The sequence below is a fragment of the Vibrio sp. Evd11 genome (assembly GCF_900382755.1).
Classification (GTDB): domain Bacteria; phylum Pseudomonadota; class Gammaproteobacteria; order Enterobacterales; family Vibrionaceae; genus Vibrio; species Vibrio lentus.
The window spans coordinates 1-14071 of sequence record NZ_OSDX01000026.1; the positions used below are offsets into that span (position 1 = coordinate 1).

General features: G+C 44.2%; 13 protein-coding genes. 6 read left to right on the forward strand and 7 right to left on the reverse strand.

Translation table 11 applies throughout. The features are described 5' to 3' along the window. Positions 1 to 310: 310 nt before the first annotated feature. Positions 311 to 985 carry a pyrimidine 5'-nucleotidase gene (gene yjjG / locus ED652_RS12665; RefSeq protein WP_122055062.1) on the forward strand — a complete coding sequence of 225 codons (675 nt, stop codon included), beginning with the start codon at positions 311 to 313 and terminating at the stop codon, positions 983 to 985. A 164-nt stretch (positions 986 to 1149) separates the two neighbouring features. Beyond that, entirely contained in the window at positions 1150 to 2076 is a 927-nt protein-coding gene (yddG, locus tag ED652_RS12670) for an aromatic amino acid DMT transporter YddG (RefSeq protein WP_122055063.1), read from the forward strand. Between the two features lie 25 nt (positions 2077 to 2101). Here yddG and ED652_RS12675 read toward each other — a convergent pair whose 3' ends face one another. Further along, entirely contained in the window at positions 2102 to 2998 is an 897-nt protein-coding gene (locus ED652_RS12675; protein WP_065105429.1) for a cation diffusion facilitator family transporter, read from the reverse strand. Between the two features lie 360 nt (positions 2999 to 3358). Here ED652_RS12675 and ED652_RS12680 point away from each other — a divergent pair, with 360 nt between their 5' ends. Continuing rightward, positions 3359 to 3709: a hypothetical protein gene (locus ED652_RS12680; RefSeq protein ID WP_114635501.1), complete on the forward strand. Its 351-nt coding sequence runs from the start codon at positions 3359 to 3361 to the stop codon at positions 3707 to 3709. A 61-nt stretch (positions 3710 to 3770) separates the two neighbouring features. On the opposite strand, the gene ED652_RS12685 is transcribed toward ED652_RS12680, so the two are convergent. After that, positions 3771 to 4649, reverse strand: coding sequence for a LysR family transcriptional regulator (locus tag ED652_RS12685; protein ID WP_009845583.1), 879 nt, complete (start codon positions 4647 to 4649; stop codon positions 3771 to 3773). 161 nt (positions 4650 to 4810) lie between these two features. Here ED652_RS12685 and ED652_RS12690 point away from each other — a divergent pair, with 161 nt between their 5' ends. The 3 genes from ED652_RS12690 to ED652_RS12700 all read left to right on the forward strand — a co-directional run bounded on the left by ED652_RS12690 (position 4811) and on the right by ED652_RS12700 (position 8378). Next, entirely contained in the window at positions 4811 to 5410 is a 600-nt protein-coding gene (locus tag ED652_RS12690) for a class I SAM-dependent methyltransferase (protein WP_009845582.1), read from the forward strand. Between the two features lie 433 nt (positions 5411 to 5843). Beyond that, the gene (locus ED652_RS12695; RefSeq protein WP_122055064.1) at positions 5844 to 7409 is read left to right on the forward strand and encodes a YjjI family glycine radical enzyme; all 1566 of its coding nucleotides are present in this window, start codon (positions 5844 to 5846) and stop codon (positions 7407 to 7409) included. A 54-nt stretch (positions 7410 to 7463) separates the two neighbouring features. Beyond that, on the forward strand, positions 7464 to 8378 hold the full coding sequence (locus tag ED652_RS12700) for a YjjW family glycine radical enzyme activase (protein ID WP_122055065.1): 915 nt from the start codon (positions 7464 to 7466) through the stop codon (positions 8376 to 8378). 27 nt (positions 8379 to 8405) lie between these two features. Here ED652_RS12700 and ED652_RS12705 read toward each other — a convergent pair whose 3' ends face one another. The 5 genes from ED652_RS12705 to yccS all read right to left on the reverse strand — a co-directional run bounded on the left by ED652_RS12705 (position 8406) and on the right by yccS (position 13959). Then, complete coding sequence (locus ED652_RS12705; protein ID WP_009845579.1) at positions 8406 to 9317, reverse strand: LysR family transcriptional regulator; 912 nt, start codon at positions 9315 to 9317, stop codon at positions 8406 to 8408. 53 nt (positions 9318 to 9370) lie between these two features. After that, entirely contained in the window at positions 9371 to 10630 is a 1260-nt protein-coding gene (locus ED652_RS12710; protein ID WP_122055066.1) for a hydroxymethylglutaryl-CoA reductase, read from the reverse strand. A gap of 186 nt (positions 10631 to 10816) precedes the next feature. Beyond that, the gene (locus ED652_RS12715) at positions 10817 to 11137 is read right to left on the reverse strand and encodes a hypothetical protein (protein WP_122055067.1); all 321 of its coding nucleotides are present in this window, start codon (positions 11135 to 11137) and stop codon (positions 10817 to 10819) included. Between the two features lie 121 nt (positions 11138 to 11258). Further along, positions 11259 to 11420: a hypothetical protein gene (locus ED652_RS23770; protein WP_162929940.1), complete on the reverse strand. Its 162-nt coding sequence runs from the start codon at positions 11418 to 11420 to the stop codon at positions 11259 to 11261. A gap of 334 nt (positions 11421 to 11754) precedes the next feature. Beyond that, a complete protein-coding gene (gene yccS / locus ED652_RS12720; RefSeq protein WP_076667977.1) occupies positions 11755 to 13959 on the reverse strand; it encodes a YccS family putative transporter in 2205 nt (734 codons plus the stop codon). Positions 13960 to 14071 lie beyond the last annotated feature (112 nt).

Here is a 14071-nt window from a genome sequence, read left to right on the forward strand (position 1 = left end):
CGCATCTTAACTTTAATTGCTAAATCACTTTGTAAATACGTGGATTCCATATAAGGAATGGGGTGAGCATGACGGATGACGGTAAGAAGTGCTTCATGGTACCTCCCGGTACTTAAGTGTATTTCTTGTATGGTATTGGTTTAATATGTGGCAAAATTTGCGATACATCATGACTTGTTGCTTGTTTTCTATAAATTCTTAGAACTATATTCAGGCTCACAAAAATGATAGTAGAATGCACATCTGGCCTTTGAGGCAATGAGAAAATAAATACAAGCACTGCTCAACCGCGCGAACAATAGGAAATAAAATGAAGTACGATTGGATATTCTTTGATGCAGATGAAACCTTGTTCCACTTTGATGCTTTTCAAGGAATGAAGCTGATGTTCTCCCGTTTCGGCGTGGACTTTAGCGAACAGGATTATTCAGTTTATCAAGAGGTTAATTTGCCGTTGTGGGTCGATTACCAAGATGGCCGTATTACGGCGGCACAACTGAAGCACGCGCGTTTTGAAAGCTGGGCAACAAAGTTAGAGACAACAACGGCTGCACTAAACAGTGCATTTTTAGCCGCAATGGCAGACATCTGTTCTCTGCTACCTGGTGCAAAAGAGTTGATGGAGTCGTTAAAAGGCAAAGTGAACATGGGCATCATCACCAATGGTTTCACAGAGCTGCAGTCAATCCGCTTGGAACGAACAGGAATGACAGACTACTTTGACCATGTGATCATTTCTGAGGAAGTCGGTGTCGCTAAACCAGACGCGGAAATCTTTGAACATGCACACAAGCTAATTGGATTGCCATCAAAGAAAAGAGTATTGATGGTCGGGGACAACCCACACTCTGATATTTTAGGTGGCTTGGATTTTGGTATTGAGACCTGTTGGTTGAATAGCCAAGAGAAAGCGACGCCAGCAGGAATTGACCCTCATTATCAGGTTAAGTCTCTGGCTGACCTGCAAGCACTTTTGTTGGCATAACTGCTAACTGCTTTTAGATTTTTGAGTAAATGATTGATAGCGAGTACAGTTATGTGCTCGGCTACTTATTTTTACTTACTGCAACTTATCGATAGTGGTGTTTAAGCCTACCTTTGCTTAAGCTCGCTTTGATTACCTAATTACAATAAAAAGAAGGAAGAGGCGTGCTGAAATCTCATCGCCATAGCTGCTACGGCATTGCTGCCATTTTACTTTGGAGCTGCTTAATTGCATTGTCTCGTAGTGTGTCAGAACAACTGGGCCCAATTGGTGGCGCCGCCAGTCTTTATACGGTGAGCTCACTGTTGTTGGTCTGTGTTATGGGGTTACCTAAGCTGTCGCGCTTCTCCAAATCGTATTTGTTGATCGGTGGTGCCTTATTCGTTTGCTACGAGATCTTCCTAGCTCTGGCTTTAGGAATGGCAAATAGCCGACATCAAGCCTTAGAAATGGCCGTTATCAACTATCTATGGCCTGCGCTAACGGTGTTGTTTGCGGTGCTGTTGAGTGACAAAAAGATCAACTGGTTGGTTTATCCAAGTATCGTCTTAGCGTTTTTTGGCGTGGCTTGGAGTATCAGCGGCGATCAGGGGCTTTCTGTCGAGCAAATCGCGGCTAATATTGCAACCAACCCTAAAACCTATTCGATGGCATTCTTCGGCGCGATTATTTGGGCGGTATATTGCAATTACACCCAACGCGTTGCTAAAGGACAGAATGCGATTGTGCTTTTCTTTATCGCTACTGCGGTCACTCTGTGGATCAAATACGCATTGAGTGATGAAACCGACATGGTGATGACTTCAAGTGCTGCGATTGACTTAATGCTTGCTGGGGCTTGTATGGGTGCTGGTTACGCGCTTTGGAACACGGCGATTCTGGGGGGGAATATGGTGTTTCTTGCAACCATGTCCTACTTTACGCCAATCTTCGCGACCTTACTGTCTTCTATGATTCTAGGTTTGTCATTGAGCATGAGTTTTTGGCAGGGCGTTTGTATGGTGACGGTCGGTTCACTGGCTTGCTGGTGGGTAACCAGAGACAAAAAGCCGACGGTTAAGGCGTCGGCTTCTGAAGAGGTTCAGTCTTGAGTGTTGAACTTAAGAGAGAATGCTCTTAGCTCGCGATATTGAGGTTCAATTGAAGCTCATAAGGCATCTTAGATAGGCGTCGCTTAAGTTGGCGGCGCGTGCGTTCAATATCATCGACCGCAATCGCTTGTTGGTCGTTGGTATGAATATCAACATTGATTCTTAATTCAGGACCAACTTTAGTCACACCCATTAGCTCCAAATCTTGGTCCGCATCTTTGTCCACAGCGACAACATTCTTATCTACCGCGTCACAAATATCTTTGGTTGCCGACATCATTAGCAGCTCACGCATTGCTTCACGTAACATGTCGAACGGCACTTTGATGAAGTAGAAAGACATCAGCAACATCATCATTGGGTCGGCATATACCGCGTATTCAGCAAACGGAGAGTAAGCCACCAACCAAGCAACAACGAAACCTGCCGTAACTGCCACACTCAAAAGCGTATCCATTTGCCACTGTTTTGACTCAGCTTGAATCAAACCTGAAGAAATACGTTTGCTCTTGTTGGCGATGTACCACCAAGCGTAACCACAACCCAATACGTTGAAAATACCAAACAGAGTTGCGATAGAAGCATCGACTTCACGACCACCTGTCATCAGAGCACCAATCGCAGAGTAAAGCGAATAACCGACCACAAGCAGAATCACAATCGCTTTAATCGCGATTACGATTGGCTCAATGATGGCTCGACCGAACGGGAACTCCCTGTCTGATGGGCGATTAATGTATTTTGAAGCAGCTAGTGACAATAAAGTTAACAGTAAACTGATAAGAGAATAGACACCGTCAAATACTATGACTAGAGAGCCAACGAGAAGACCCAACACCAATCCGCCAATTGCGAAGCCTGATGCTAAAAGGGCTGAGAACAATAGTACTCGGTTTTCGTTTTGGCTTTTCCTGTCACACATAATATTTTCCAGATGTTTTTGATAACTTCATTGTTCTAATATTGAGCTAGCTTTACAAACTTTATCTGATGACGTTTATATGTCGGTAACTCGTTTTATATTCAAGTTATTACTATTCAACGGCTTATAGGTAAATTTTGGTGTCAGTAAAGTTGACGATGACTGTTTTTCAGGAAATGTGAAACTGGCGTTAAATGGTTTATGATTAATAAAACACATAGGTTGTGAAGGTCTCATAGCTAGCTGTGTAAAGGATCAGGCTGTTAGGGTTACAGAAATCGCGCTGAAATCTTATAGCTTAAACTTGGGTTTGAACCTTGGGCGTAGAGCTGAGTTGAACTTGAAAAGGAATGGATGAAGATGAAATTTGATGATCTCAACGATAGCGAGTTGTGGGCGATTGCTAACCCGATCATGGACAATTTGATGGACGGTTCAACCAAGGTTGACCATGCTCAACACTGCCGAGACTTTACTCAGCGCATGAAGGATATTGTGACGCCTGAGTATCTAGCGAAGGTGTGTCATCATTATCAGCACAGTAATGGCTTTTTTGCTGAACGTGAGCCAGTTGCGCTATTCAGACGCTCCGATTCCATCGCCTTTGTTTGGAAGCAAGCGTATACCATTGCGAAAGGCGAGTTTGTGGCAGAAATGGTGTTGGTTGAAGAAGACGGACGTTATTTAGTGGATCACGTGATGGTCTTCTAAAGAGAGGGCTTTCTATTTGTTAGATGATTTTAAGTGTTGGGGTAGAACATTATTTGACACTTTAGAAATCAAACAAGTAATCGCTGATCTGATCCGCTAACCAATTCATACCAGGGTGTTCCGCCATACCTGCCGCAGTAAACATACAGTAGTCTTCTTGAGTCAGGCCATAAGTATGCTTGATCACCGCCAGTTCTTGTTCACGCAATAAATGGCGTATCAATGGCTCAGGCATTACGCCCCATGCATCTTCTCGTAGAATCGTATCCAACATAAAATCGAAGCTAGAAAAACCAATGTATCGGCGAGAGAAGGGCTCAAGCTCAGGGTTATCTTTTTCATTAAGATAAACCATGGTCGCTTGCATCGAATTTCTAAGCACTTCATCCGACACTCTTCGCATCGCACTCAAATCATGCCCTTTCTTACATACCGACATCATTCGGATCTTACCGAGTGGGTTGTAGATAATTCTTGGGTCGTCGACACGCTCGTAATCGACACCAAACGCAAAATCAACTTGCTGAGTTTCGACAAGATTAGCCAAGTCGCCACTAGAAGCGAGAACGAAGTTGAAAGAAGTGGAAGGGTATTTGTTGTTTAGGGCGTGCGATAAACTTTGCCACATTTCATCGGGTAGGGAATCGTCGCGTGCGATCCAAATCTCGGCGTTGAATTCACCCGAAACATGTAAGCAGGTTTGCTTAATGCGTGCTGCCGTTACCAACATGCCTTCACAATCTTTATAGATGGCCTTACCTGCCTCAGACAGCTCGACATGGTTACCGCTGCGAACAAACAGTTCGACATCTAACTCTTTTTCCAAGGCTTTGATCGACATGCTCAGTTTGGTTCGGTTGCATTCTAGCTGTCGCGCAGCTTCAGAGACGGATCCTAAATCAGCAACAGAACAAAAGGCTTGGACTTGAGAAAGGTTCATTTCATTTCCATATTGAGCGGGTGGCGGTGCATATTATCTGAATATTGTGCTGACTATCTTAGAAATAGTCCATCTTTGCATGATAACTCTATGACGAATTGACTAATTTGGTTTATTCTGGGGGCGTTCCGAACCTACAAGAAGTAAAGATGGAGGCCATGATGGCGAAACAATGGGACGAGTACGCACCTGATTGGGATAACGATCCCGCTACTGCTGTATTCGCACAGTCCGCATTTGACCAGTTAACACAGCTCGTTGATTTGAACGGAACCCGTGTCCTTGATTTTGGTTGTGGTACAGGATTACTCAGCCAGAAAATATCTCCTTTTGCAAAAGAGATCATCGCTCTCGATATCTCAGAAGGGATGATTGAAGAGTTAGATAAAAAAGAGCTGTCTAATGTAGAGCCTGTCGTTGATATCTTATCGCGCGGACTTGCAGCCCAACACCCAGCATTCAGAAATCAGTTTGACTTAGTGGTAGCCTCTTCGGTATGTGGCTTTATTCCGAACCTACAAGATACGGTCAGCCTTATTTATACTCTGTTAGAAAACGATGGGGTTTTTGTACACTGGGATTGGTACTTAGAAAACGACAGCGAAGATTTTGGGGTCAGCGAACAGCGCTCCCAGAATGTATTGAGCGCAGCAGGTTTTTCGATTGTTGAAGTCTCAACACCGTTTTCAATCGACACCCCACAAGGTACTTTGAAGGTACTGATGGGTGTAGGCCGTAAACAAGTGGTTCCTCATCTATAGTTCACTTGTCTTTAGTTGACGTATAGATAGCTGATCAGATAACCGCACTCACGCTTAATTGACTAAACCCACATCAACGATCTTTGGATCTGTTATGTGGGTTTTCTATTTATACGCGCTGCGTTTTAAACTAAACGGTTCAATCAAAGGGCCTAATCTCTTCTGCTCACTCTTTCCCTTCCCACCATAAATTTTGCTCTACCGTTAATTTATCGCTTTCCCAACGACAATCATCGATAAACAACCATTGTTAATTTTCAAATGGCCAATTTAAAAACTGTCTATTCACAAAATTTACAAGCTATCTATTCACAAATTACTAAGTTACAAATGGTGTTTTCCATTTTGGAAATATAGTCTTGCATACATTTCATTAGTGGAAATGTAAGTGTGAGATATAAAATAAGCCCATAAGAATATTAAGGGTTTAATCATGAGCCACCAATCTGCGTCATCTACTTCTTCATCACTTTCAGATCAACAACAACGCTTTAGCAATATCATTTCAGATGCCAACCTGTCCCCAAAACAGAAGTCGAGCTATCTTGCCTTAGAAGCTGAAGCCAGCCTGCCGTATATGTCGGTAAGCAATGAAGTAGAGCAAGCCTTACAACAAGGTGTGCTGTGTGACATGTTTGAAGGTCACGCCCCATTTAAGCCGCGCTATGTGCTTCCTGATTATTCTAAATACTTACATCAAGGCTCCAAGTATTTAGAGCTTAGCGCGGCAACTAATTTCGACGAAGCATTGAACATGCTCACCATCCTTTATCATCACGTTCCGTCAGTGACTTCAATTCCGGTTTATTTAGGCCAGTTGGACGATGTGTTGATGCCTTTTGTTGGCGGTTTGACGGATGAGCAGGTATACCAAAAGCTGAAGCTGTTCTGGATCATGCTGGATCGCACGCTGCCAGATGCCTTCATGCACGTCAATATTGGCCCTAGCGACAACATTGTATGTCGCACTATTTTACGTGTGGATGCTGAACTCAAGCAGATCGCACCTAACTTAACCTTTATGTACGACCCAGCAGTCACACCTGATGACCTATTGCGTCACGCTGCGAGCAATATCTGTGAATGCAGCAAGCCGCACATTGCCAATTATCCTGCACACGCCGCTGCCTACGGAGATAAGCGTTTTGGCATCGTGAGTTGCTACAACTCTTTGCCTCTGGCGGGTGGTTCAAACACGCTAGTACGTATGAACCTTAAGCAAGTGGCTCTGAAATCTGAGGACAGCGTAGACTTCTTACAGCAAGTGCTACCTAACTACAGCAGCATCATGATCGAATTGATGAATGCACGTAGCCGCTTCTTACATGAAGAGTCTAACTTTTTCGAAGGCTTCTTAACCAAAGAAGGCTTAATTGAAGAAGATCGCTTTGCGCCAATGTTTGGTATTTATGGCATGGCTGAGGCGGTTAACATCTTAATGGAAAAAGAAGGCAAAGCAGGGCGCTATGGTCACGATGAACAAGCAAATCAGTTAGGCCATCGTATTTCTGAAAAGCTGGCTGAGATTGTTGAAAACTCGGAAGTGAAATATGGGCTGGAAGGTAAGGCTCTGTTGCACGCTCAAGGTGGTATCAGCCTAGATGAAGATGTGACGCCGGGTGTACGCATCCCTTACGGAACAGAACCGGATCCAGTGTCTTACGTACGTGCGACGGCTGGTCACCACAAGTTCTATACGTCGGGCATCAGCGACATTCTGACCATTGACGAAACGGTGAAGTCCAATCCAGAAGCGATGTTCAACCTGTGTAAGGGCGCGATTCAAGCGGGTTACCGTGAGTTCACCGCTAACGTAGCATCGAACGATTTGGTTCGTGTTACTGGTTACATGATTAAGCTGTCTGATATTGCTAAATACGACGAGCAAGGTTCACGTACCAATACCACTTTCCTTGGCGCTGAGGCTGCAAAAAATACGGGCATTCTAGAGCGTAAGCCACGTGTGGCAAGCTTAGAGATGTCGCCAACATACGAATAGCTTTAACGTGTGTGCGTTATGTGTGATGCGTTTCGAATACGAACAATGTGAATTATGAAAATTTCTGATCTAACAACTCAAATGGCTAGGGTTAAAAATAATAAGACAGAAAAACAAGCGAAGGTCAGCCGTGTGCTGACCTTTTCTTGTGTTGACGGCCCAGGAAACCGCTTGGTGCTGTTCCTACAGGGGTGCAATTTCGATTGCATCACTTGTCATAATCCACACACCATCAACCACTGCAACCATTGTGGAGACTGCGTTAGCGGCTGTCCAAGCAGTGCTTTGAGTCTTGTTGAAGGCAAAGTGAAGTGGGATCCGGTAGCGTGTACCAACTGCGATCAGTGCATCGATATCTGTGATCATAAGTCGAGCCCAAGAATCACCACGATGACGGTATCAGATGTGCTTGAACTGGTTAGGCACAATCAATTTTTCCTGAGCGGTATTACCATTTCGGGTGGCGAGGCGACCATGCAATTGCCGTTTATCATCGAGCTATTTCAAGCGATCAAAAGCGATCCGCAATTGGCACACTTAACGTGCTTTATTGATAGTAACGGTTCTTTGTCGATGCAAGGTTGGGATAGGGTCTTACCTTACCTTGATGGTGCGATGATCGACCTAAAATCATGGCAATCTGAAACGCATCAATGGCTAGTGGGTAGAGGGAACCATCGAGTGTTTGAAACCATTAACTACTTAGCTGATAAAGTTAAGTTATATGAAGTTCGGTTGCTGCATATTCCTAATAAAAGTGATCTAGATATCGAGGTAGAGCAGGTAGGATATTACTTGAAGGGGCTGCCAAGTGATGTTCGAATTCGGCTGAATGCGTTTCAACATCATGGGGTAATTGGCGAAGCTTTAGAATGGCCTAAATGCACCGAACAACAAATGCAGAGCTTTCACGATAAGCTCTACTCAATTGTTCAAAGGCCAATGCAAACGCCCGAGGTTTATACCTAATATTTTCGGTCATCAATGCGAAAAGAGTTAGGCTTCTAAAAACAAGTCACACAACCATTTAATCGCTTGGTCGTTCATGTTTGGCTTGTTCCACACCAAGCTATACGCCACTTTTCCGTAATCAAAAGGAAGCGGCTTACTTACCAAACCTTGTGCTTGTTTGGCATGCTCAGCCCATTGTTTTGAACAAGTGAACAAGAAAGGTGTGTGGTGACATAGCACCGCCGCCGCGCCAAAGTCCGCTACCGATATCGCCATATCTCTAGGCTTATGACATTGCACTAAGTTTTGCTCAAAGTAAGGCTTAGACAGTTCGTTATCTAAGATCCCAATGTGTTTGTAGTCTAAATAGCCTTCAACTGTTAGTTCTTGCTGCGCGAGAGGGTGGTGAGCGCCCATCAAACAAACCATTTCATCAGGAAGAATCGTTTCCCACACCAGCTCTTTATTATCCGTTGGGGGTTGTGAGATATCGTGTGGCAACAGGATCAAGTTGACCTTACCACTGAGCAAAGCATCGAATCCAAGCTCCTGTTTCGAATAGATATTAAGTTTGGCTTTTGGTGCAAGTTCCGTGGTGATTTTGCTGATCTTCGAGGCAAACACTTCGAAGGTACTTTCACGCATCGAAAGTGAAAAGCTGCCTTGATACTCTTGAGGAGTAAAACTCTTTTGGTGAAGTAACCCGTTCATGCTGGAAAGAATCGCGTGAACAGTGGGCGCTATTTTTAGGGCAAAGGGAGTCGGGATAAGCTTGGTGCCGTCCCGATAGAAAAGCTCGTCGTTAAGGATGTCACGTAGCTGAGACAGAGTTTTACTGACACTCGAAGGGCTGACAAAGAGTTGCTCTGACGTTTGAGTGACGCTGTGGGTGTTCAGCATAATATGAAGCGCAGTGAGGTGTTTAAGGCTCACTCGCGATAAATGTAAGTAATCCATGCACAACTCACTCAATACGTGACAACGGTCGGTTTAAGGTTTTATAACAGAAACTAGCGCGCTAACTTGTGATGAGCTCGCGAAAAGTGACCCGCACAGAATGCACCCACAATCGATAGTTCACCCGCCAAACATAAAGCAGCACAAACCTCAGCTAAGGCTTGTGATTTACCATTGCCGTGTAGCCCTAGTAAATCGAGACACGCTTTTTGACTTGGTAGGCCTGTACCGCCACCGACTGTTCCTAACATCAAGTTAGGAAGCGTTACGCTCGCGTACAAACCACCTTCTTTGTTGAGCTCCATACGAGTCATACCAATCGCAGATTCAGCAACACACGCCGCGTCTTGGCCGCAAGCAATGTAGAGTGCAGCAAGTGCATTGGCATAATGAGCATTGATACCAATCGTACCGCTTAGAGCGCCACCGACTGTGGTCATTTGTCCGAACTGCACCATCTTCTCTGGTGTGGTGTGGAGGTACTTAGCGACAAGCTCAGCAGAGATGTTGACCTCGGCTGTGACTTTTTTACCACGGACACTGCGCAAGGTCTGGGTATTGGCTTTTTTGTCGCCCGACAAGTTGCCATCAAGGAAAGCGTGGTCGGGTTTCACTGGTGTATGTTCAATGATGTACTCAAATACCGCGTTGGTCGCGATAGTTACCATATTCTGACCAGAAGCGTCTCCGGTTAGAAATTCAAACACCAAGTAAACATGGTTACCTTCGATGTTGATATTGATGTCGGTAAGTTTGCCGTGCGATGTTGTTGATTCCGCTAAAGCTTTGAATTGGTCATATTGGGTCACTGCCCATGCTACAAACTGTCCTGCTTCAACTAACCCTTGGAATGCGAAACCAGGCGTACGTGTTACGCCTTCATTGAGCAACATTGCACTTGCACCACCACAAGCCGTGATCAACTTGGAACCACGGTTGTAAGACGCCACAAGCGCCGCTTCTGTTGTTGCAAGCGGGACTAGGTAATCGCCTTTAGCAAACAGGCCATTGACTCTTAAAGGGCCAGATATACCAACAGGGACTTTCACGGTGCCAATAAAGTGCTCGATGTTTTTCTCATAAGCTTGAATCTGGCTTTGAGTATGAGGGTCGAGCAGTTCTTGCTGCGAGTCTGCATTATCGAGAGCAGTCCAACGACGTGTAAGGTTTTTTTCAGTCAGATAAGGGCTCGGAGTCAGTTTATTCAGTGGCTTCTCAAAATGAGGTTCGAGCTTTTTTTCTAATTCGTCTGCGGAGATGTCGCCTCCTAAAATAGAAACATAGTCACGGCGATGCAGATTTAGTTTTGGCATAAGTAGTACGAAGTAAAGTTTGTGCTGCAAGAATAGTTTGCGCTGATTCTACCGAGTAATAAACCAGAAACAAGCGTCAGATATAATGAGTTACAGTTTGTGTGCTTATAGAGTCAAAAAGCATCAAAAGTGGTCGAATCAAACGGATTCAGGGCATAGGAAACAAGCACTAAGTGTGAGTATAGATCAGATATGGATGTCGAGAAGACTGCCGATGGCTTCGTTTTGACGATCAACGACACTTGCGCCAACGCGGTTGTAACTGGCACTTTGGGTCAGTTTTATTAGTGAATCGGTTGAGGATGAATCAGGCTCGGGTTCTTTGTCTTTTAAAGCAAGAGATTTTTCAGGTTCGATTTGGTTAAAGCTAAGATCGCTAGATTGGGAGAAGTCATTTGATTCGGCAGTGTGCTGAGCGGCTTGGTTCAGTTCAATTGCCGCTTCTTCAGCCATATTGGTTGACTGCTGAATAATGGCATAACCTGATTGAATTCCCGAAATTGACATGTCAGAACCTTTGATTGACGTATGGAATGAGTCTAGGTTGACGATATTTTGAGCGCAATGGTGAAGTGGTGTAATTTACGGTGAAACTGTGTACTTAAGCTAAAATAGTGATCTCTGTCTACTAATTAAACAGGTCGTTTAGAGCGTTTAACTCTTCGTCAGTAAGTAGAGAAGGCTGTTCTGTCTCGACATTACCATCGATTTCACCCTGTAATGCTTTCAATTGCTGAGGGTTAAGAAGCTGTATCTGTTGCTTAAATGCTTCAAATTGTTGTGTATTCATAGTGTGACCTTAGTTCAAATCCATATGCTCTATTGAGCATAGACTACCGGTACAAGAAATCAATCTACATTAAATGAATATTAAAAGATGTTTGAAGGTTCTTGAAATTAAGACAACTATAAATTGCTCTGGTTGTTTTTTGTCCGAGAATTGTCAGGCAAAGTTAACGCTTGGTTAATCAAAGTCAGAAAATTCTTACAAAGTAAAAACTCTCTGATCCCTTATTTGGCGGGGCGTGCAGTTAGTTTACTATACCTACTTATAGGTGTTGGTATAATAAACTATACATATAGCTATTGATCATTCTGCATTCAAATTATGTATCTTTCTGTTTTTACAGTACTTTATCTTCTGGTGTTGAATTCGACTTTTCGAGAGGCTTTTCGATGTTCACTTTAACGGCAAACTTGGTGGCCAAAGTGTGTAGTTCTGGAAGCATTCGATAGATCAAGTGCAATTGTTGTAGGACCATCCTTACAGAATTCTCGTCTTCCTCTCGCCACTCACTTAAACGTTTATCAAGCTCAGGATCGTAAGCATTTTTGACTTCGCATTGCTCACAATGAGAATACAGCTGGTCGTTGAGCGCATCTAAGTGCTCGTGTATCACTCTATGGGCGTCTAATACCAGTTTGTGTGTCGCTTCGTCATCAATACGCGTTCTGTGAGCGCCAAGTGCAGAGATATAGCTAAGCAAAGCGTGGTTTAGAGTAAGAAAGCGGAAACTTTCGTCTTCAGAAGTTCGATACTTACCGGGTTCAACCAGCATACTACTGATCGCGACGGTTAGATTGGCGTCGTTATTATGTGCGCTTCGACGAGCAATACGGTAGTTGAGGTTGTCTTTTTTGCCCACACGATATTGGCCAATGATCTGAGCCAGATAGTTCTTATTGGAATCGAGTGCATCCGCCATTACTTTGTGCAATCGTTTTGATTGCCAATCTGGTAATACGTAGATCACGGCAAGTACTGCGAGAGCACACCCAATAAAGGTATCAGCGAGCCTTGGCAAGACGACGGCATAACCTTCGCCGAGTTGGTTAAAGCAGAACAGTACCAATAAGGTGATAAAGCCGGTAGCGAAGCCGTAGTTATTAATGCGGAACGCAAAGAACATCACGCCACTGATCACGATGAAGACTAGCTGGCTCTCTTGCGAGGGGAAGAAAGTGAGCAATGGAACCCCAATCAATAAGCCAGCTACAGTGCCTATTACACGAGCAGTGAGCTTTTGACGAGTGGCACTGTAGTTCGGCTGACACACAAATAGTGTGGTCAGCAAAATCCAATAACCGCGTTCAATGTTAAAGCCTTGGATGATGCCGTAACCGAGCGTAAGAGTGATAGCCATACGAATCGCGTGCCTAAATAGCATTGAATCGGTATGAAGGTTGGCTCTGATTTTTTGCCACATCGCTGTCAAAGTATGTGGGTTGGTATCGTCTAAGACACCTTCTTCTAATTTCTCTGCATCAGGGTTACTGATGTTCGATAGCTGTTTTTCGACGGTGGCGAGGTTATTGAACAGATAATTCAATTGGTTTAGCAGTGGTTTCCATTCCGGCTTGTTCTGTTCCTGAAGATGGTTAAGAGAAGACATTAACTCATCCAGCGCAAGTACAGATTTATCACCATGTTGATACTCAGCGCCGACTTTAAGTGAACTTGCGACTTCTTTACACGCCGTTGCTTGTGCTTCTAGTAGATATTTAAAACGGAACAGCACATCAGAACGTTCAAAGTGCTTTGCCAGTTCTTGGTATCGATAGTGGCTAGAGCTCACGCGCTCATGAATATCTTGCGCGATGAAGTAGGTGTTTAGGAATCGGTCACTCGGGCCGTCGATGTGCCCGCGTTTAGAGCGGTTAAGCAGAGTCGCTTTACACATGTTAAGTGCATTAACCGTGCTGGCATTCAATTTCGCTTCAATGATGCGGTGAGGCTGAGGAACAAGGTCAGACACCGGATAGAATAATTCAGCCTTAGAACCCATGTAGGTGCCGATTTGATCAAACACGGTTGCAAGGTTTTGCTGTACAGGTTGCATTGGCCACACTATCTGCCAAATCATCGACATGAAATAGTACCAAGCAGCGCCAGTTAACAGGAGAAGCGGTTGAAACCAAAGGTTAGTGCTTTCGTGCGCACCCAACATGGTATAAATGGCGACAAGTAATGAGCCAAACGCGATACTCGCGTATTTAGGACCAATCGCACCAAGCATGATGAACGAGAATGTTGAGGCAAAAAGACCTAATGCAAATAGCCAAGGTGTGTCGAACAGTAACTCAATAGAAAAGGCGGCGATCGCAAAACAGATGAAGGTGAGTGTGAGTGCTTTTAAGCGGCCTGTAAAACTGTCGTCACTTTCAGCCAGTGCGGCAGCAATAACCCCTAAGATCAACGGTGTGATCAGCGTGTTTTGTCCATAATACCAAGCAGGAACCACAACACCGAGTAGAGTGATGAGAATTAATACACTGTAATTTATGGTTTTATTCGCCCAATAGAGGCGTAATCTGGCTGAAAAGTCCACAGTCACTCGCTTGACACACTAAAACCATAATCCTAACAGAAATCAAGCACAAGAATTTGATACTTATCCATAATTGCCCTTAGGTGGTCATGAAAGCGTCGATAAGATGAGA